General features: G+C 64.2%; 17 protein-coding genes. 7 read left to right on the top strand and 10 right to left on the bottom strand.

Annotated elements, in window-relative coordinates; all coding sequences use genetic code 11:
• Nucleotides 1–19 precede the first annotated feature (19 nt).
• Both HU760_RS07275 and HU760_RS07270 read left to right on the top strand, forming a co-directional pair.
• Nucleotides 20–1,672, top strand: coding sequence for a cyclic peptide export ABC transporter (locus HU760_RS07275; RefSeq protein ID WP_186676131.1), 1,653 nt, complete (start codon nucleotides 20–22; stop codon nucleotides 1,670–1,672).
• A 145-nt stretch (nucleotides 1,673–1,817) separates the two neighbouring features.
• The gene (locus HU760_RS07270; protein ID WP_186676130.1) at nucleotides 1,818–2,975 is read left to right on the top strand and encodes an ATP-binding protein; all 1,158 of its coding nucleotides are present in this window, start codon (nucleotides 1,818–1,820) and stop codon (nucleotides 2,973–2,975) included.
• Nucleotides 2,976–3,023: 48 nt separating this feature from the next.
• Here the strand turns inward: HU760_RS07270 and HU760_RS07265 are convergent, their stop codons facing one another.
• Together HU760_RS07265 and cysK are read right to left on the bottom strand one after the other, a co-directional pair.
• Nucleotides 3,024–3,959 carry an aspartyl/asparaginyl beta-hydroxylase domain-containing protein gene (locus HU760_RS07265; protein WP_186676129.1) on the bottom strand — a complete coding sequence of 312 codons (936 nt, stop codon included), beginning with the start codon at nucleotides 3,957–3,959 and terminating at the stop codon, nucleotides 3,024–3,026.
• A gap of 172 nt (nucleotides 3,960–4,131) precedes the next feature.
• Nucleotides 4,132–5,106 carry a cysteine synthase A gene (cysK, locus tag HU760_RS07260; RefSeq protein WP_186676128.1) on the bottom strand — a complete coding sequence of 325 codons (975 nt, stop codon included), beginning with the start codon at nucleotides 5,104–5,106 and terminating at the stop codon, nucleotides 4,132–4,134.
• 134 nt (nucleotides 5,107–5,240) lie between these two features.
• Between cysK and HU760_RS07255 the strand changes: the two genes are divergently transcribed.
• The 3 genes from HU760_RS07255 (at nucleotide 5,241) to HU760_RS07245 (ending at nucleotide 8,498) form a co-directional block, all read left to right on the top strand.
• On the top strand, nucleotides 5,241–6,314 hold the full coding sequence (locus HU760_RS07255; RefSeq protein WP_186676127.1) for a DUF748 domain-containing protein: 1,074 nt from the start codon (nucleotides 5,241–5,243) through the stop codon (nucleotides 6,312–6,314).
• A gap of 146 nt (nucleotides 6,315–6,460) precedes the next feature.
• Nucleotides 6,461–7,306: an AAA family ATPase gene (locus tag HU760_RS07250; RefSeq protein ID WP_186676126.1), complete on the top strand. Its 846-nt coding sequence runs from the start codon at nucleotides 6,461–6,463 to the stop codon at nucleotides 7,304–7,306.
• A 13-nt stretch (nucleotides 7,307–7,319) separates the two neighbouring features.
• Nucleotides 7,320–8,498 (top strand): vWA domain-containing protein, encoded by a 1,179-nt coding sequence (locus HU760_RS07245; RefSeq protein ID WP_186676123.1) that lies wholly within the window; start codon nucleotides 7,320–7,322, stop codon nucleotides 8,496–8,498.
• A 114-nt stretch (nucleotides 8,499–8,612) separates the two neighbouring features.
• Here HU760_RS07245 and HU760_RS07240 read toward each other — a convergent pair whose 3' ends face one another.
• From HU760_RS07240 to HU760_RS07225, 4 genes are read right to left on the bottom strand one after another with little or no spacing between them, the layout of a single operon-like run.
• On the bottom strand, nucleotides 8,613–9,530 hold the full coding sequence (locus HU760_RS07240; protein WP_186676120.1) for a 5-oxoprolinase subunit C family protein: 918 nt from the start codon (nucleotides 9,528–9,530) through the stop codon (nucleotides 8,613–8,615).
• Nucleotides 9,527–10,213, bottom strand: a complete 687-nt coding sequence (gene pxpB, locus HU760_RS07235) for a 5-oxoprolinase subunit PxpB (RefSeq protein WP_186676117.1) — start codon at nucleotides 10,211–10,213, stop codon at nucleotides 9,527–9,529. The genes HU760_RS07240 and pxpB overlap by 4 nt, the downstream gene beginning before the upstream one ends.
• A complete protein-coding gene (locus tag HU760_RS07230; protein WP_186676110.1) occupies nucleotides 10,210–10,989 on the bottom strand; it encodes a 5-oxoprolinase subunit PxpA in 780 nt (259 codons plus the stop codon). Before HU760_RS07230 ends, pxpB begins: the two co-directional genes overlap by 4 nt.
• Before the next feature lie 9 nt (nucleotides 10,990–10,998).
• Nucleotides 10,999–12,285 carry an MFS transporter gene (locus HU760_RS07225; protein ID WP_186676109.1) on the bottom strand — a complete coding sequence of 429 codons (1,287 nt, stop codon included), beginning with the start codon at nucleotides 12,283–12,285 and terminating at the stop codon, nucleotides 10,999–11,001.
• 128 nt (nucleotides 12,286–12,413) lie between these two features.
• Here HU760_RS07225 and HU760_RS07220 point away from each other — a divergent pair, with 128 nt between their 5' ends.
• Entirely contained in the window at nucleotides 12,414–13,325 is a 912-nt protein-coding gene (locus HU760_RS07220) for a LysR family transcriptional regulator (protein WP_186676108.1), read from the top strand.
• A 74-nt stretch (nucleotides 13,326–13,399) separates the two neighbouring features.
• On the opposite strand, the gene HU760_RS07215 is transcribed toward HU760_RS07220, so the two are convergent.
• Genes HU760_RS07215 through HU760_RS07205 form a run of 3 tightly spaced genes read right to left on the bottom strand, consistent with a single transcriptional unit; the run spans nucleotide 13,400 to nucleotide 15,216 of the window.
• On the bottom strand, nucleotides 13,400–13,921 hold the full coding sequence (locus HU760_RS07215) for a DUF2937 family protein (RefSeq protein ID WP_186676107.1): 522 nt from the start codon (nucleotides 13,919–13,921) through the stop codon (nucleotides 13,400–13,402).
• Between the two features lie 9 nt (nucleotides 13,922–13,930).
• Nucleotides 13,931–14,704, bottom strand: a complete 774-nt coding sequence (locus HU760_RS07210) for a class II glutamine amidotransferase (protein ID WP_186676104.1) — start codon at nucleotides 14,702–14,704, stop codon at nucleotides 13,931–13,933.
• 14 nt (nucleotides 14,705–14,718) lie between these two features.
• Nucleotides 14,719–15,216: an MFS transporter gene (locus tag HU760_RS07205; RefSeq protein ID WP_186676103.1), complete on the bottom strand. Its 498-nt coding sequence runs from the start codon at nucleotides 15,214–15,216 to the stop codon at nucleotides 14,719–14,721.
• A gap of 119 nt (nucleotides 15,217–15,335) precedes the next feature.
• Between HU760_RS07205 and HU760_RS07200 the strand changes: the two genes are divergently transcribed.
• A complete protein-coding gene (locus tag HU760_RS07200) occupies nucleotides 15,336–17,378 on the top strand; it encodes a S9 family peptidase (RefSeq protein ID WP_186676101.1) in 2,043 nt (680 codons plus the stop codon).
• Nucleotides 17,379–17,427: 49 nt separating this feature from the next.
• Here HU760_RS07200 and HU760_RS07195 read toward each other — a convergent pair whose 3' ends face one another.
• The gene (locus HU760_RS07195; RefSeq protein ID WP_186676098.1) at nucleotides 17,428–17,706 is read right to left on the bottom strand and encodes a hypothetical protein; all 279 of its coding nucleotides are present in this window, start codon (nucleotides 17,704–17,706) and stop codon (nucleotides 17,428–17,430) included.
• Between the last annotated feature and the right edge of the window lie 90 nt (nucleotides 17,707–17,796).

Below are 17,796 nucleotides of genomic sequence, written 5' to 3'. Positions count from 1 at the left end.
ACCAGCGAGATCACGCTTCATGAAAACCTCTTCCCCCGGGGCCATCCGCGAACTGCTGGGTCTGCTCCAACCCTACCGCACGGCGGTGCTCGCCTCGGTGCTGCTAGGCATGCTCGGCGGCCTGGCCGTGACTGCGCTACTGGCCACCGTCAACCAGGGCCTGCAGGCACCGGGCGGCATGAGCCAGGGCCTGCTCCTGGCCTTCGCTGGCTTGTGCCTGCTGGCCCTGGTCAGCAGCGTGGCCGCCGACAGCGGTACCAACTACGTCGGCCAGAAGGTCATCGCCCGGCTGCGCAAGGACCTCGGCGCCAAAGTGCTGTCGGCGCCCATCGAGCAGATCGAGCGCTACCGCAGCCACCGCCTGATCCCGGTGCTGACCCGCGACGTCGACACCATCAGCGACTTCGCCTTCGCCTTCGCCCCGCTGGCCATTTCGCTCACCACGGTGACCGGCTGCATGGCCTACCTGGCGTGGCTGTCATGGCCGATCTTCCTCATTACCCTGGCGGCGATCGGCATCGGCAGCGGCGTGCAGTACATCGCCCGGCAAAAAGGCGTGGCCGGCTTCAACGCCGCCCGCGATGCCGAGGACAACCTGCAGAAGCACTACACGGCCATCGCCGAAGGCGCCAAGGAGCTGCGCATCGACCGCCGCCGCCGCCACGCCATGCTGACGCGCAATATCCAGGGCACTGCCGATTTCATCGCCAGCACGCATATCCGCGCCATCAACATTTTCGTCGTGGCCAAGAGCCTGGGTTCGATGCTGTTCTTCGTGGTCATCGGCCTGACCCTGGCCTTGCAGTCGTTGTGGCCAAGCAACGACCCGGCGGTGATGAGCGGCTTCGTGCTGGTGCTGCTGTACATGAAGGGCCCGTTGGAAACCTTGATCAGTAACCTGCCGATCCTCGGTCGTGCCCAGGTGGCGTTCCGTCGCATTACCGACCTCTCCGAGCGCTTCTCGTCAGCCGAGCCACACCTGCTGCTGGAGCCACCGGCCAAGCGCACCGCCCCGGCTAGCGCGCACCTGGAGCTGCGCAACGTCGAGTACGCCTACCCACCAGTGGACGGCCACGAACCGTTCCGCGTAGGGCCGGTGAACCTGAGCATCGAGCCGGGCGAGATCCTGTTCATCGTTGGCGAGAACGGCTGTGGCAAGACCTCGCTGATCAAGCTGCTGCTGGGCCTGTACACCCCGCAGCACGGCGAAGTGCGCCTGAACGGCAAGGCCGTCGGCCCGGAGGGGCTGGACGACTATCGCCAGCTGTTCACCACGGTGTTCGCCGACTATTACCTGTTCGACGACCTGCCCGAGCCTGAACACAGCCTGCCGGGCGATGCCAAGCGCTACCTGGAACGGCTGGAAATTGCCCACAAGGTGAGCGTACGCGATGGCGCCTTTACCACCACCGACTTGTCGACCGGGCAGCGCAAGCGCCTGGCGCTGGTGAATGCCTGGCTGGACGGGCGGCCGGTGCTGGTGTTCGACGAATGGGCGGCGGACCAGGACCCGACCTTCCGCCGGGTGTTCTACACCGAGCTGCTGCCGGACCTGAAACGCCTGGGCAAGACCATCATCGTGATCTCGCACGATGACCGCTATTTCGATACGGCGGACAAGCTGGTGCACCTTAGCCGGGGACAGGTGGTCACTGCGCTGGCGCCGGCATGAAGGGCCGTACAGTGGGTTTGCCAGCGATCGCTATAATCACTCTATAATCGCTCTATAATTCGCTATAAACTGGCTTGCCTACGAAACCTATAGTCAATCTATAGTCGGTCTATAATCGGCTATAGATTCGTATGGAGGTGCAGCAATGCCTGAAACCGTCTACCACCGCCCGGCGCTCGCATCCCGCCTGTCGCAATTGATCCTGCATGTCGCCGTGGGCAGCGCTGCAAGCTCCGGCGTATTTCTCGCTGCGCCACGGCGCACCGGCAAATCCACCTTCGCCCGTGAGGACCTGCGCCCTGCTCTCGAAGCTGCAGGGGCGATCGTGCTGTATGCCGACCTGTGGAAAGACCTGACCAAGGATCCGGGCCAGGTCATCGTCGAAGCGGTGCGTGATGCAGTCGGTCGTAACGAAGGCTTCATCACCCGCCTGGCGAAGGCGTCCGGCATGGAAAAGGTCACGGTTGGCGGCCTGAATTTCAGCCTGGACAAGATCGGCCTCGGGCAGGATATCGACCTGACCAGCGCCCTGGTGGCACTCTCCGATGAGTCGCACAAGATCATTGTCCTGATCATCGACGAAGCCCAGCACGCCATCACCACGGAAGCCGGCATAGCCGCACTGTTCGCCCTCAAGGCCGCCCGCGACGAGCTCAACAGCTCGAAGCACCATGGCCTGCGCATCGTCTGCACAGGCTCGAACCGGGACAAGCTGGCGATGCTGCGCAACAGCAAGGACCAGGCATTCTTCGGCGCCTCGATGGTGCAGTTCCCGACGTTGGACCAGGACTTCATCGACTGGCTTTGCGCCAACATCGACCTGCCCTGCACGCTTGACCCAACCGAGGTGTTCCAGCTGTTCAGGGAAAGCGGCTACCGCCCGGAACTGTTGGGCGCCGCAGCGGATGAAATCCGCTTCGACTTCAGCATCGAGCCCCGGGCGATTCCGGCGCGGTTCAGCGAACTGGTCCGGGCCCAAGCCGATGACTTGAACGCAAGCCTGAAAAAAGTGATCCACAGCCTCACCCCGATCCAGTCCGCAGTGTTGCGTGTGATGTGCGTCAAAGGTAACGACTATGCGCCGTTCGAGGCCCCGACCCTGGCCCTGTATGCCAAGGCGATGGAACTGGCAGGCGTGGCTGCAAATGAAGTGAAGGCCGAGGTGCCGGGGGTACAGCAGGCACTCATCGCCCTGCAGGACAAGCAGCTGGTGTGGAAAGCATCACGCGGGGTGTATGCGGTAGACGAACAGGTGATCGTCGATATCGTGCGGGCCGATGGCCTGCTGCAGGGCCTTGCCTGAGCAACCTGGAGTTGCACAGGGGCTGCAGCACAGCCCCCGAGGCAGGAATCAGAACAACCAGCGATACAGCAGATATGCCACCAGCACCGCCAGCACCGGCCGCAATACGCGGTAGGCCTTGGGGTTGGCGCGCTTGAACTGCTTCACCTGGCCGCTGATCCGGTTGCTGAAGCGCTTGCTCCAGGCATAGGCCTGGTTGATCCCGCCCACGCGCTCGTCGTCGGTGTTCTGCGGCGCGGTGGCGCGGCCCAGGAAGGCGCTGACCTTGCGGTTGATGCGGGTCATCAGGGGGCTGCTCAGCGGGCGTTCGATGTCGCAGAACAGGATCACCCGGGTGACGTCGGTCTCGTTCTTGACCCAGTGCACGTAGGTTTCGTCGAACATCACATCCTCGCCATCGCGCCAGGCGTATTCCTCGCCATCGACGTAGATACGGCAGGCGTCGGAGTTGGGCGTGGACAGCCCCAGGTGGTAGCGCAAGGAGCCGGCGAACGGGTCGCGGTGCGGGTTCAGGTGGCTGCCACCCGGCAGCAGGGCAAACATCGCGCCCTTGACGTTGGGGATGCTGCTGACCAGCTCGACGGTGCGCGGGCAGAGGGTTTCCGCCGAGGGCAGCGGCTTGTCGTACCACTTCAGGTAGAAGCGCTTCCAGCCTTTCTTGAAGAACGAACCGAAGCCGGCATCGTTATCCTTTTCGGCGGCACGGATATAGCCTTCATCGAACAGGCGCATGGCCTCTTCGCGAATTTCCTGCCAGTTATCCTTGAGCACATCCAGTTCGGGGAAGCGCTGGCGGTCCAGGTAAGGCTTGGATGGCACGCCGGAAAACAGGTACATCAGGCTGTTATAGGGGGCGAACAGCGCCGAATGGTTGACGAACTGGCGCAACACCGGCAGGCGAGCCTTGCCGCGCAGGTGCACGAACAACACACTGCCGAAAAACACCAGCAAGACACCCGCCTTGGCTGCAAAGGAAACGGTCATGCTTTCACTCCTTGAGGAAGAGACAGCGCCAGGGCCCTGCACTCCGGTAAATCATCCTGCCATCATAAACCGCTGCCGCCGGTGTAAAAACAACCCGGGCGGCAACTCATTGATGAAGATTTTGCAATGAACCCGGCCAGCGAACGTTGCGCCGGGTCAGCCACAAGGCCAATTACTGCTGGTTTTCCTGCTCGCTGAACATGTCGGCGAACAACATGCTGGACAGGTAGCGCTCACCGGAGTCGGGCAAGATTACGACGATGGTCTTACCCTGCATCTCCGGTTTTTCCGCCAGGCGCACGGCCGCTGCCATCGCCGCACCACAGGAAATACCACAGAGGATGCCCTCTTCCTGCATCAGGCGGATGGCCATGGCCTTGGACTCTTCATCGGTCACGGTCATCACTTGGTCGACCATCGACAGGTCAAGGTTCTTCGGCACGAAGCCGGCGCCGATGCCCTGGATCTTGTGCGGGCTGGGCTTGAGTTCCTCACCGGCCAGGGTCTGGGTAATCAGCGGGGATGCCAGTGGTTCCACGGCCACCGACGTGATCGCCTTGCCCTGGGTCTGCTTGATGTAGCGCGACACGCCGGTAATGGTGCCACCAGTGCCCACGCCTGCCACCAGCACATCGATCGCACCATCGGTGTCGTTCCAGATTTCCGGCCCGGTGGTCTTCTCGTGGATGGCCGGGTTGGCCGGGTTTTCGAACTGGCCAGGCAGGAAGTACTGGGCCGGGTCCGAGGCGACGATTTCGTTGGCTTTCTCGATCGCCCCCTTCATGCCCTTGGCCGGGTCGGTCAGCACCAGCTCGGCACCCAGCGCCTTCAGCACCTTGCGCCGCTCCAGGCTCATCGAGGCGGGCATGGTCAGCATCAGTTTGTAGCCGCGGGCAGCGGCGACGAAGGCCAGGCCGATGCCGGTGTTACCCGAGGTGGGCTCGACGATGGTCATGCCCGGCTTGAGCTTGCCGCTGCTCTCGGCGTCCCAGACCATGTTCGCGCCGATGCGGCATTTGACCGAGTACCCCGGGTTGCGCCCTTCGATCTTGGCCAGGATGGTCACGCCACGCGGGGCGATGCGGTTGATCTGCACCAGCGGCGTGTTGCCGATGGAATGGGCGTTGTCTGCAAAGATACGGCTCATGGCAGGGGTCCTTGGCATGAAAGACAGCAGGGAAAGACCTCAAGGGTAAGCCCGCCCCGGTAGCCCGTAAAGCCCGTTCGAACTCAGCGAGCCGCGTTGCGGTCAACCGCACATGCTGCCTTGGAGACACGCTGATGAGAGCCCGCTACCGCTGGCCGTTGATCGGCCTGGCCAGCCTGATCGTGCTGTTGCTGGTGCTGCACCTGGCCTTGCCCTACCTGGTGCGCGACTACCTCAACGACAAGCTGGCCGACATGGGCGACTACCGTGGCCAGATAGCCGACGTCGACCTGGCCTGGTGGCGCGGCGCGTACCAGATCAACGGGCTGAAGATCGTCAAGACCACCGGCAAGGTGCCGGTGCCGTTCCTCGACGCACCACTGATCGACCTGTCGGTGAGCTGGCACGCCCTGTGGTACGACCGTGCGGTGGTTGCCGAAGTGGTGTTCGACCGGCCCGAACTGAACTTCGTCGACGGCGGCAACAAACAGAACTCGCAGACCGGCCAGGGCACCGACTGGCGCCAGCAACTGGAAAAACTGCTGCCGATCACCCTCAACGAGGTACGCATCGATGATGGCGTGCTGACCTTCCGCAATTTCAACTCGAAGCCACCGGTCAACCTCAAGGCCACCCAGCTGAACGCCAGCATTCGCAACCTCACCAACATCCGCGACGAACAAGGCCGACGCGACGCCAGCTTCGATGGCACGGCGCTGATCGTGGGCGATGCCAAGGTGGAAAGCCGTGCCACGTTCGATCCGTTCAGTAACTTCGATGATTTCGAGTTCCGCCTGCGCGCTACCGGGATCGAGCTGCGCAAGCTCAATGACTTCGCCAGCGCCTACGGCAAGTTCGACTTCAATGCCGGGCACGGCGACGTGGTGATAGAGGCCGAGGCTACCGACGGGCGCTTGAATGGCTACATCAAGCCGCTGTTGCGGGATGTGGATGTGTTCGACTGGCAGCAGGATGTGCAGGAAAAGGACAAAGGCTTCTTCCGCTCGGTCTGGGAAGCGCTGGTGGGCGCGACCGAGACAGTATTGAAAAACCAGCCGAAGAACCAGTTCGCCACCCGCGTGGAATTGCATGGCAGCGTACGCAAGCAGGATATCAGCGCGTTCGAGGCGTTCCTGCAGATTCTGCGCAACGGGTTCATCGAAGCGTTCAATGCGCGCTATGAGCGTGACGCGCCGGATTCCGACTGAGATCGTGTGACGGGGCATTCAGGGACTGAATACCCGGTCTGCGTTTCCAGCCGGCGACCCCCGCGTTATAGTCGTTGGCAAATTACAAACATGTGTTGCCTGTACCGGCGAGAGGGCCGGTACAGGCCACTGCAGAGGACAGACTCATGAAGTTCGAAGGCACCCGCGACTACGTCGCCACAGACGACCTGAAACTGGCGGTAAACGCGGCCATCACCCTCGAACGCCCCTTGCTGGTCAAGGGCGAACCCGGCACCGGCAAGACCATGCTCGCCGAGCAGCTGGCCGCCTCGTTCGGTGCACGGCTGATCACCTGGCACATCAAGTCCACCACCAAGGCCCACCAGGGCCTGTACGAATACGATGCGGTCAGCCGCCTGCGCGACTCGCAGCTGGGCGTGGACAAGGTCCACGACGTGCGCAACTACCTGAAGAAAGGCAAGCTCTGGGAAGCCTTCGAGGCCGATGAACGGGTGATCCTGCTGATCGATGAAATCGACAAGGCCGACATCGAGTTCCCCAACGACCTGCTGCAGGAACTCGACAAGATGGAGTTCTACGTCTACGAAATCGACGAAACCATCAAGGCCAAGCAGCGCCCGATCATCATCATCACCTCGAACAACGAGAAGGAACTGCCGGACGCCTTCCTGCGCCGCTGCTTCTTCCACTACATCGCCTTCCCCGACCGCACCACCCTGCAGCAGATCGTCGACGTGCACTACCCCAACATCAGCCAGGCGCTGGTCAGCGAAGCGCTGGATGTGTTCTTCGACGTGCGCAAGGTGCCAGGCCTGAAGAAAAAGCCGTCCACCTCCGAGCTGGTCGACTGGCTCAAGCTGCTGATGGCCGACAACATTGGTGAAGCGGTACTGCGCGAGCGCGACCCGACCAAGGCCATCCCACCGCTGGCCGGGGCCCTGGTGAAGAACGAGCAGGACGTACAACTGCTCGAACGCCTGGCCTTCATGAGCCGGCGCGGCAACCGCTGACAGGAGCCGGGCCATGCTGCTCAACCTGTTCAATGAAATGCGCGCGGCCAAGGTGCCGGTGTCGGTGCGCGAACTGCTCGACCTGCACCAGGCCCTGCAGAAGCATGTGGTGTTCGCCGACATGGACGCGTTCTACTACCTCGCCCGCGCCATCCTGGTAAAGGACGAACGCCATTTCGACAAGTTCGACCGCGCTTTCGCGGCCTATTTCAAGGGCCTGGAAAACCTCGACCGGCACATCGAGGCGCTGATCCCCGACGACTGGCTGCGCAAGGAATTCGAGCGTTCGCTGACCGACGAGGAACGCGCGCAGATCCAGTCGCTGGGTGGCCTGGACAAGCTGATCGAGGAATTCAAGAAGCGCCTCGAAGAGCAGAAGGAACGCCACGCCGGCGGCAACAAGTGGATCGGCACCGGCGGCACCAGCCCGTTCGGCTCGGGCGGTTTCAACCCCGAGGGCATCCGCGTGGGCGAGGCCGGCAAGCGCCAGGGCAAGGCAGTGAAGGTGTGGGACCAGCGCGAGTACAAGAACCTTGACGACCAGGTCGAGCTGGGTACGCGCAACATCAAGCTGGCGTTGCGCCGGTTGCGCAAGTTCGCCCGCGAAGGCGCCGCCGAAGAGCTGGACATCGACGGCACCATCGACCACACCGCACGCGATGCCGGGCTGCTGAACATCCAGATGCGTCCCGAGCGGCGCAACACGGTCAAGCTGCTGTTGCTGTTCGACATCGGCGGGTCGATGGATGCCCACATCAAGGTCTGCGAAGAGCTGTTTTCGGCGTGCAAGACCGAGTTCAAGCACCTGGAGTACTACTACTTCCACAACTTCGTGTACGAGTCGGTATGGAAGAACAACCTGCGCCGCACCTCGGAGCGGTATTCCACCTTCGACCTGCTGCACAAATACGGCGATGACTACAAAGTGGTGTTCGTCGGCGATGCGGCCATGGCGCCCTACGAAATCACCCAGCCGGGTGGTAGCGTCGAGCACTGGAACGAAGAAGCCGGCTACGTGTGGATGCAGCGCTTCATGGAGAAATTCAGGAAGATCATCTGGATCAACCCCTACCCCAAGCAGGCCTGGGACTATACCGCATCGACCCATCTGGTGCGCGACCTGATCGAAGACAAGATGTACCCGCTGACCTTGCAGGGGTTGGAAGAAGGGATGCGTTACCTGTCCAAGTGATGTTGCCAGTGCCGGCCCTTTCGCGGGTGAACCCGCTCCCACAGGTATTGCGCAAGCCTTGAGGCCTGTGGGGTACCTGTGGGAGCGGGTTCACCCGCGAAGAGGCCGGAAGCCTTAACGCCAACGGTCCAGGTATGCCTGCTGCTCCCGCCACGCCTCATCCTGCACCACCGCCCTGAAGCGCACCACCGCTCCCGGCATGCACTGCGCCAGCTGTGCCAGCGCCAGCGGCGTCAAAGCCCCCAGCCGCGGATAACCGCCAATGGTCTGCCGGTCATTGAGCAACACGATCGGCTGCCCGTCCGGCGGCACCTGTACCGCGCCCAGCGGAATGCCCTCGGAAATCATCGGCGCCCCCTGGTAGACCAACTGTGGCCCCAACAGGCGGATGCCCATGCGGTCGGCGCGGCTGTCCAGCATCCACTCGCGATTGAACGCTTCGAATAGGCTGGTACCGCTGAACTCACCGATCTGCGCCCCCATCACCAGGTCGAGCACAGGCTTTTGCGGGTACTGCGGACGCAGCGCTGGCGGCACCTCGCGCAGCGTCGTTGCGGTACCGGCGAAGGTCAGCAGCTGGCCTTTGCCAAGCGCAGCCCCCTGGCCCTCGATGCCACCCAGCGCTTCGCGCACCACCGTGGCACAACTGCCCAGCACGTCCGCACCAAGGAACCCGCCAGGTGCCGCCAGGTAGGCCCGCACGCCCTGCTTCGGCTGCTGCAGGGTCAACCGCTGCCCCTTGGCCAAGGCAAAGCTGCGCCACGGCGCCAGCGGCTGATCGTCGACCCGCGCCTGCAGGTCGGCGCCGGCCAGCGCCAGCACGCAATCCTGTTCGGCCACCACGCAAAAACCACCCAGCGCCACCTCCACCACTGGCGCAGCGAGGGGATTGCCCAGCAGCCAGTTGGCCCAGTGCATCGCCACCCAGTCGAGCGCCCCGCCCTGGGTCACGCCCAGGTGGCGTACGCCAAAGCGTCCCGCATCCTGCAACTGGCACAGCGGCGTGCTGGCCTCGATCTGCAACTGCTTCATCCTTGCGCCTCCACATCACCACCCAAGGCCAGGAACTCACTGCGCGAAACCGGCACGAAGCGCACCCGGTCACCCGCTTGCAACAGGCTGTAACCTTCACGCTCCCGGTCGAACAGCCGCACCGGGGTTCGGCCGATCAGGTTCCAGCCACCCGGGGAAACCGCCGGATACGCCGCTGTCTGGCGCTCGGCAATGCCGACACTACCGGCCGCCACGCGCTTGCGTGGGGTACTCAGGCGCGGGCTTGCCAAGCGTTCGTCGACTAGGCCCATGAAGCCGAAGCCAGGGGCGAAACCCAGGGCGAACACCGGGTACTCGCGCTCGCTGTGCAAGCGCACCACCTCGGCTTCGCTCAAGCCACTGCGGGCCGCCAGTACCGGCAGCTCAGGGCCTACGCTGGCGTCGTACCACACAGGGATTTCATGACGCCGACCGGCGCTGCCCGCATCCGGCTGCAGGCCCGCCAGCGCCTGGTTGATCAGCGCCCGCGCCTCGGCGGGTGGCAGGGCACACTGCACCATCAGCGTGGTGTAGGACGGCACCAGGTCCAGCAGGTGCTCAGCGAACGCCGCGCGCAAGCGCTGGCTGGCGGCGAGCAACCACGGCATGTTGGCCTCGTCGATACGCTCGAACAGGCGCACCATCAGGCTGTCGATGGCCACGACTTCGATCCGCGGTTTCATGGCGACTCCAGCGCTTCAAGGGCCTGGCGAATCTGCCGAACCGCCGCCACCGAGCTGTCGTTGTCGCCGTGCACGCACAGGGTGCTGGCCTCAAGTTGCAACGCGCTGCCATCGTCCGCCACCAGCGTTTCGCCACGGGCAAGGCGCACGGCCTGGCCCACTACCAGTGCCGGGTCGTGGTGCACCGCACCGGGCAGGCGCCGCGACACCAGGTGGCCGCTGGCGGTGTAGGCGCGGTCGGCGAACGCCTCGAACCACAGCGGCACGCCAATTTCATCACCCAGTGCCTGGGCAGCACGGTTGTCGGCGGTGGCCATCAGCATCAGCGGCAGGTCACCGCCATAATCCGCCACAGCCTCCAGCACGCTGCGCAGCTTGAGCGGGTCGGCCATCATGTCGTTGTACAGTGCGCCATGGGGTTTCACATAGGCCACGCGGCCACCCTGCACCTTGCAGATACCGTCCAGCGCACCGATCTGGTAGTGCAGCAGGTCGCGGATTTCCTCCGCGCTGCAGGCCATGGAGCGGCGGCCGAAACCGACCAGGTCCGGGTAGGCCGGGTGCGCGCCAATGGTGACCCCGTGCGCCAGCGCCAGGGCCACGGTGCGGCGCATGATGCCAGGGTCGCCGGCGTGGTAGCCGCAGGCGATGTTGGCGCAATCGATAAACGGCATGACCTCGGCATCCAGGCCCATGCGCCAGCTGCCGAAACTCTCGCCCATGTCGCAGTTGAGTAGCAGGCGTTTCACCGCTCGGCCTCCCATGTGGTTGTTCATATGCCTACCTTACCGCGCCTGCAGCTGTTTGCCGCGGGTTTCCGGCAGGCTCAGTGCCGCCAGGATCACCACGCCGTAGGACACGGCGGAGAACACGCCGATACCCAGACCCAGCGGCACCTTCTGGCCGAGCACGCCGATCAGCAGCGGGAACAGCGCCGCCACGACCTTGCCGATGTTGTAGCAGAAGCCCTGCCCCGAACCGCGGATACGCGTGGGGAACAGCTCGGTGAGAAACGCCCCCATGCCGCTGAAGATGCCCGACGCGAAGAAGCCCAGCGGGAACCCCAACCACAGCATCACGCCATCACTGACCGGCATTTGCGTATACAGCAGCACGATGACGAACGAGCCCACGGCGAACAGGATGAAGTTCTTCTTGCGCCCGAGCAGGTCGGACAGGTACGCGCTGACCACATAACCGATGTAGGAACCGACGATCACCATGGCCAGGTAGCCACCGGTGCCCAGCACGCTCAGGCCCCGTTCGGTCTTGAGGAAGGTAGGCAACCATGAGGTGATGGCGTAGTAGCCGCCCAGCGCACCGGTGGTCAGCAGCGACGCGCGCACGGTGGTCCAGAGCATGCCCGGGGCAAAAATCTCGTAGAACTGCGAAGGCACCTCGGCGTTTTCCACGGCCTTGGCCTCGCGATACACCTCGGGGTCCTTGACCAGGCGGCGGACGAAGATCACGAAGATCGCCGGCACCAGGCCCAACAGGAACAGCGCACGCCAGGCCTGCTCTGCCGGTAGCCAGGAAAACAGCAGCGCATAGAGAATGGCGGTGAGGCCCCAGCCAAGGGCCCAGCCGGACTGCACCATGCCCACCGCCTTGCCACGGTCCTGGGCACGGATCACCTCGCCGATCAGCACTGCGCCGGCGGTCCATTCACCACCGAAGCCAAAGCCCATCAGGGTGCGGGCGATCAGCAGCTGCTCGTAGTTCTGGGCGAAGCCGCAAAGGAAGGTGAAGAAGGCGAACCACAGCACGGTCAGTTGCAGGGTGCGCACCCGGCCGATGCGGTCGGAGAGGATGCCGGCAATCCAGCCACCAGCGGCCGAGGCGATCAGCGTGCTGGTGTGGATCAGCCCGGCCTCGGTGGTGCTGATGCCCCACAGCATGATCAGCGTGGGGATGACGAAGCTGAGCATCTGCGTGTCCATGCCATCCAGGCCGTAGCCGATCTTGCAGCTCCAGAAGGTGCGTCGTTGCTGAGAGTCGATATCGCGGTACCAGGCGAAAGGCCCGGTCGATGAGGAGGAACTGACCTGCTGCTGCACGCCGGTGGGGTTCATGGTTGCCTCGGCTTGTTGGTATTGTTTTACGGGCGACACAGGGTCGCGGCCTGGGCATCATTGTTCAGAGGCCCCGCCAGCTGCGTCCAACGAAAAAAAACGCCGGTCTGGAACAAGAAAAACTGATCATGAACCTTCGCTTCCTCGAAACCTTTGTCTGGGTCGCCCGGCTCAAGAGCTTCCGCCTGACCGCGGAAAAGCTGTTCACTACCCAGGCCTCGGTGTCCAGCCGCATCGCCGCACTGGAGGCCGACCTGGGTGTCAAGCTGCTGCTGCGCGACTCGCGTGGGGTCAGCCTGACCCCGGAGGGCAGCAAGGTGCTGGAGTATGCCGAGCGCATGCTGGAAACCGCCAAGGCCATGAAGCAGTCACTGGACAGCGACCGGGCCAAGGTCGGGCGCATCCGCATCGGGGTGATGGACACGGTGATCCATACCTGGATGAGCGCGCTGGTGGCAGAGCTGAGCGAACGCTACCCGCAGGTGGAGATCGAACTGGTGGCCGACACCGCACTGAATCTGCGCGAGCAGTTGCAGAAGGGCTTTCTCGACGTGATCCTGCAGACCGACCTGTTGCGCGAGCAATCGATCCGCAGCCTCGACCTGGCGCGCTACCCGATGGGCTGGATCGTGGCGGCAGGCTCGCTGCAGCACCGCGACTATGCCTCCCTGGCCGAACTTGGGCGTGAGCGCATCATCACCTTCTCGAAGAACTCACGGCCGCACCAGGAGGTGCTGAGCCTGCTACAAGGCGCGGGTGCCGAAACGCCGCGCTTGAACTGCGTGAATTCGGTGGCGGCGATTACCCGGTTGCTGCGCGACGGCTTTGGTATTGGGGCGTTGCCGCCGGCACTGGTGGATGCCGAGTTGAGCCGCGGTGAGCTGGTGTTGCTGCAAGGGCTGCAACCGCCGCCAAGCCTGGAGCTGGTGGTGGCCTGGCAGACCGGGGTGGCGTTGGTGGATGAAGTGGTCGGGGTGTGCCGGCAGGTGCTGCAAGGGTATGCGCGGGATGCAGGTGGGCAGCGGATTGTGTTGGTCTGAGCGTTTGGCTTTCTCGCGGCCGGCTGACACGCTCCTACAGGTATCGTGTCAACCCACGTATGAGTTCAGGTGAATCAGCGCCAGCTCTCTTTCACCGCCCTGCGCCGCCCACCCAGGATCACCCAGCCAATCCCGAGCAGCAGGCTCTCCACAACGAAAGCCAGCACAAACCCTGCGCCAATGCCCCAGCCAACCGCCTCGGGCACCAGCAGTATCTGGTAGCTGTAGCTGTTCAAGGTTTCTTCCCGCAGTTGCGGGTCGGCCTGCACCAGCACGTGCCAGGTACGTTGAGCCCATGACCCTTGCAGCGCCTGCCATTCGTTTTCCAGCAGTTCGTTGCGGATCATCAGGCTTTCGATGCTGTTGGCGTCACTGAGGAACACCGGGTCGTCACTGTTGCGGTAGTGCCGCAACAGCGCCTGCAAGTCACCATTGAAGAAGCGCTCGGCCGTCTGCCGGAAACCATCCAGTGCCTCGCGCGATTCGAACAGGTGCGCCTCGACCCGCTGGCTGTAATCCTTGACCAGCCCCGGAACCTGGATGCCGGCCAGCAGGCCGAAGGTGAACAGCAGCAACCGCAGGTAACTTCTGAACATGCAGCGTCCTTAGCTCTGGCCGTGCGCCACGCATTCGCCGTGCCGCCACAGGGCCCATTGTCCCGGCGCGTAGCGCTGCCAGGTCTCGTTTTCGGTCAGGGCCTCGGTAGCGATGACCGTGACCACGTCGTTGGGGGTGGTTTCGGTGTGAAAATCGACGATCAGGTCGACATCCTTCAAGCGCGCCGCACCAAAGGGTGCACGCCGCGTGATGTGCACCAGCTTGGTCGAGCAGAAGCAGAACAGCCAGTCGCCGTCGCTGAGCATGCAGTTGAACACGCCCAGAGACCGGTAGCCGGCACAGGCTTCGACCAGCACCGGCAGCAGCTGTTCCACCGGAACCGGTTCGGGGAAGCTGCTGCGAATGCGGTTGAGCAGGTCGCAGAAGGCCGCTTCGCTGTCGGTGTCGCCCACGGGCCGGTAGAAACTGGCCTGGCCCTTGAATTCGCCCAGCTGACCATTGTGCGCGAAGCACCAGTTGCGGCCCCACATTTCCCGCACGAAAGGATGGGTATTGGCCAGGCACACCTTGCCAACGTTAGCCTGGCGGATGTGGCCGATGACCACTTCGCTCTTGATCGGGTAACGCTGCACCAGGTTGGCCACTTCCGACTCGCTACTGGCGGCCGGGTCCTGGAACAGGCGCAGGCCACGGCCCTCATAGAAGCCGATGCCCCAGCCGTCGCGGTGCGGGCCGGTGCGGCCACCGCGCTGCATCAGGCCGGTGAAGCTGAAAACGATATCGGTGGGAACGTTCGCACTCATGCCCAGCAGTTCGCACATAGGCGTGTCTCCGCTTACAGACGGGGCTCGACCCGGCCACCGCCACGCAGGGCGGCAGGGTGTGGGTCGTCACGGTAACGTTCCCGGCGCTCGGCAGCCAAAGGCGCCTGGGCAGCGATTGCGTCATCTTCGGCGGCCTGGCGCTGGGCCGCGGTCTCGGCCTGGGCGCGGCGCTCGCGGGCGCGTTTTTCCAGCGGCCAGCGCAGTGCCACGAAGAGGAAGTACAGGCTGAAGGCGAACATGCCGTACATGGCAAAGTCCGACACCGCGCGCCAGGCGTTGTTGCCGACCTTGAAGGCGATGTCCAGCGCAGTGATGGCAATGGCCGGGGCGAAGCTGTCCTTGGCCGGGTCGACGATGGTCGGGGTCAGCAGCAGCACGGCCAGCACCACCCGCAGCGGTTCGCGCAGCCAGCGCCACATCCAGCCGGTGAGTTTGAAGCCCACCAGCAGGCAACCCAAGGCGGCAACCGCGTATAGGCCCCAGGCCAGGGTGTAGTCGTTCTCGGTCATGGTGTTCGTGCAAGCCAGGCAAAGAGATGCCTATGATAAACACTTTTCCGGGCGCAGACAGCGTCTCCCTGTTCCGCCCCTGTCGCCGGGACAGGTAGCCCCCAGCCAAGAGATCCCCAATGCCCAGCAAGCCCCAGCCGCCCATCGCCCATACCGGCAACGACGCCGACCCGTACGCCTGGCTGCAACAGCGCGACGCCCCCGAGGTGCTCGCCTACCTGCAAGCCGAAAACGCCTACCAGGAAGCCTGCCTGGCCGACCAGGCCGCGCTGCGCGAGCAGCTGTTCGAAGAGATCAAGGGCCGTATCCTGGAAACCGACCTGTCGCTGCCGACGCCCTGGGGCCCCTACCTCTACTACACCCGCACCACCGCCGGCGACGAGTACCCGCGCCACTACCGCTGCCCGCGCCCGGCCGACGACTCCAACACCGTCGACGAAAGCCAGGAGCAACTGCTGCTCGACCCCAACGTTCTGGCCAATGGCGGCTTCCTGTCGCTGGGCGCATTCAACGTCAGCCCCGACCACCGCCTGCTGGCCTACAGCCTCGACACCAGCGGCGACGAAATCTTCACCCTGTACGTCAAGGACCTGGCCAGTGGCAACGTCACCACCCTGCCCTTCGACGACTGCGACGGCAGCCTGACCTGGGCCAACGACAGCCAGACGCTGTTCTTTGCCGAACTGGACGACACCCACCGGCCCTGGCGCCTGCGCCGCCACACCTTGGGCAGCGCTGGTGCGCAGACCGTGTTCGAGGAGCCCGACGGGCGCTTCTTCCTGCATTGCTACCGCACCAGCTCCGAGCGCCAGCTGGTGCTGCTGCTCAACAGCAAGACCACCAGCGAAGCCTGGGTGCTGGATGCCGAAACGCCGCTGGCGCCCTTCACCTGCCTGGCGCCACGGGTCGAAGGCCACGAGTACTTCCCCGACCACGGCCAGCTCGACGGCCAGTGGCGCTGGTTCATCCGCACCAACCAGGACGACATCAACTTTGCCCTGTACCACGCGCCGGTGACACCGGTGCCAAGCCGCGCGCAATGGCAGGTGCTGGTACCCCACCGTGAGGCGATCATGCTCGAAGGCCTCAGCCTGAATGCCACTGCACTGACCCTGAGCCTGCGCGAAGGCGGCCTGCCGATCATCGAGGTACGCCCCCAAGGCCTGCCGGCCTACCGGGTCGAGCTGCCCGATGCGGCCTACAGCCTGTACGTGCAGGACAGCCTGGAGTTCGCCAGCCCGCGCCTGCGCCTGCGCTACGAAGCCCTCAACCGCCCGGCCCAGGTGCGCCAGCTGGAGCTGGCCAGCGGCGCCCAGGCGGTGCTCAAGCAAACTCCGGTGCTGGGGCCGTTCGACGCCGATGATTATGTCAGCGAGCGCCTGTGGGCCACGGCGGCGGACGGCACCCAGGTGCCGATCAGCCTGGTACGCCGCCGACAGGACCTGGGCCAGACCGTGCCGCTGTACCTGTACGGCTACGGCGCCTATGGCGAAAGCCTCGACCCGTGGTTCTCGCATGCGCGCCTGAGCCTGCTGGAGCGTGGCGTGGCCTTTGCCATTGCCCACGTGCGCGGCGGTGGCGAGCTGGGCGAAGCCTGGTACCGCGCTGGCAAGCAGGAGCACAAGCACAACACCTTCGGCGACTTCATCGCCTGTGCCGAACACTTGATCGCCGTGGGCGTGACCGCCGCCGATCGCCTGGCCATCAGTGGCGGCAGTGCCGGTGGCCTGCTGATGGGCGCGGTGCTCAACCAGCGCCCCGAGCTGTTCCGTTGCGCGGTTGCCGAAGTGCCGTTCGTCGACGTGCTCAACACCATGCTCGACCCTGAGCTGCCGTTGACAGTGACCGAGTACGACGAGTGGGGCAATCCGCAGGAGCCAGAGGTGTACGAGCGGATCAAGGCCTACGCACCGTATGAAAACGTGAAGGCGCAGGCTTACCCGGCGATTCTGGTGGTGGCCGGTTACAACGACAGCCGCGTGCAGTACTGGGAAGCGGCCAAGTGGGTGGCGCGGCTACGCACGCGCAAGACCGACGACAACCTGCTGCTGCTCAAGACCGAGATGGGGGCTGGGCATGGTGGGATGAGCGGGCGGTATCAGGGGCTCAAGGATGTGGCCCTTGAGTACGCGTTCGTGTTCGGCGAGCTAGGTATCGTTTGAGAAAGCTGGGGGCGCTTTGCGCCCCTTTCGCGACACAAGGCCCTCTCAGTCAATCATCCTGCACCGGCTGCTTCGGCGGGTCCTGGCGCAACCCCGGCAATGGCTGGTCCTTCGGTGGCCCGGGCACCGGCATCGGCGGTAACAGTGGCGCCCCCGGCTGGCTGTCATAGGCCTTGGGTGGTGTACTCGGGGTGATCTGCGGGTATGGCGTGGGCGTTGGTGTACCCGGTGCACCGGGCACTGGCGTGGTCAACCGGGGCGGTGTGCTGGCAGCTTCGGCCATGGGCAGGCCAGCCAGCAACAGCACGGCGAGGATCGCGCGAAACATCAGCAGCCTCCTGTCGGGAACCTTCCTACAGGCTAAGCCGATATTCCGGTTTTCGCCTGTCCGCCAGCCGTGCAAGCGCGCTAGACTCAG

The sequence above is a fragment of the Pseudomonas oryzicola genome, from assembly GCF_014269185.2.
GTDB classification, from domain to species: Bacteria; Pseudomonadota; Gammaproteobacteria; order Pseudomonadales; family Pseudomonadaceae; genus Aquipseudomonas; species Aquipseudomonas oryzicola.
This window is presented reverse-complemented; position numbering and strand designations above follow the sequence as displayed.

Bases quoted from the DNA above. Each gene is read 5' to 3' on its own strand.
- HU760_RS07210 (WP_186676104.1), bottom strand. From the start codon at position 14,704: ATGTGCGAACTGCTGGGCATGAGTGCGAACGTTCCCACCGATATCGTT.
- HU760_RS07200 (WP_186676101.1), top strand. From the start codon at position 15,336: ATGCCCAGCAAGCCCCAGCCGCCCATCGCCCATACCGGCAACGACGCC.
- HU760_RS07205 (WP_186676103.1), bottom strand. From the start codon at position 15,216: ATGACCGAGAACGACTACACCCTGGCCTGGGGCCTATACGCGGTTGCC.
- pxpB (WP_186676117.1), bottom strand. From the start codon at position 10,213: ATGAAACCGCGGATCGAAGTCGTGGCCATCGACAGCCTGATGGTGCGC.
- HU760_RS07255 (WP_186676127.1), top strand. From the start codon at position 5,241: ATGAGAGCCCGCTACCGCTGGCCGTTGATCGGCCTGGCCAGCCTGATC.
- HU760_RS07230 (WP_186676110.1), bottom strand. From the start codon at position 10,989: ATGAACAACCACATGGGAGGCCGAGCGGTGAAACGCCTGCTACTCAAC.
- HU760_RS07220 (WP_186676108.1), top strand. From the start codon at position 12,414: ATGAACCTTCGCTTCCTCGAAACCTTTGTCTGGGTCGCCCGGCTCAAG.
- cysK (WP_186676128.1), bottom strand. From the start codon at position 5,106: ATGAGCCGTATCTTTGCAGACAACGCCCATTCCATCGGCAACACGCCG.
- HU760_RS07245 (WP_186676123.1), top strand. From the start codon at position 7,320: ATGCTGCTCAACCTGTTCAATGAAATGCGCGCGGCCAAGGTGCCGGTG.
- HU760_RS07195 (WP_186676098.1), bottom strand. From the start codon at position 17,706: ATGTTTCGCGCGATCCTCGCCGTGCTGTTGCTGGCTGGCCTGCCCATG.
- HU760_RS07215 (WP_186676107.1), bottom strand. From the start codon at position 13,921: ATGTTCAGAAGTTACCTGCGGTTGCTGCTGTTCACCTTCGGCCTGCTG.
- HU760_RS07225 (WP_186676109.1), bottom strand. From the start codon at position 12,285: ATGAACCCCACCGGCGTGCAGCAGCAGGTCAGTTCCTCCTCATCGACC.
- HU760_RS07265 (WP_186676129.1), bottom strand. From the start codon at position 3,959: ATGACCGTTTCCTTTGCAGCCAAGGCGGGTGTCTTGCTGGTGTTTTTC.
- HU760_RS07250 (WP_186676126.1), top strand. From the start codon at position 6,461: ATGAAGTTCGAAGGCACCCGCGACTACGTCGCCACAGACGACCTGAAA.
- HU760_RS07275 (WP_186676131.1), top strand. From the start codon at position 20: ATGAAAACCTCTTCCCCCGGGGCCATCCGCGAACTGCTGGGTCTGCTC.
- HU760_RS07240 (WP_186676120.1), bottom strand. From the start codon at position 9,530: ATGAAGCAGTTGCAGATCGAGGCCAGCACGCCGCTGTGCCAGTTGCAG.
- HU760_RS07270 (WP_186676130.1), top strand. From the start codon at position 1,818: ATGCCTGAAACCGTCTACCACCGCCCGGCGCTCGCATCCCGCCTGTCG.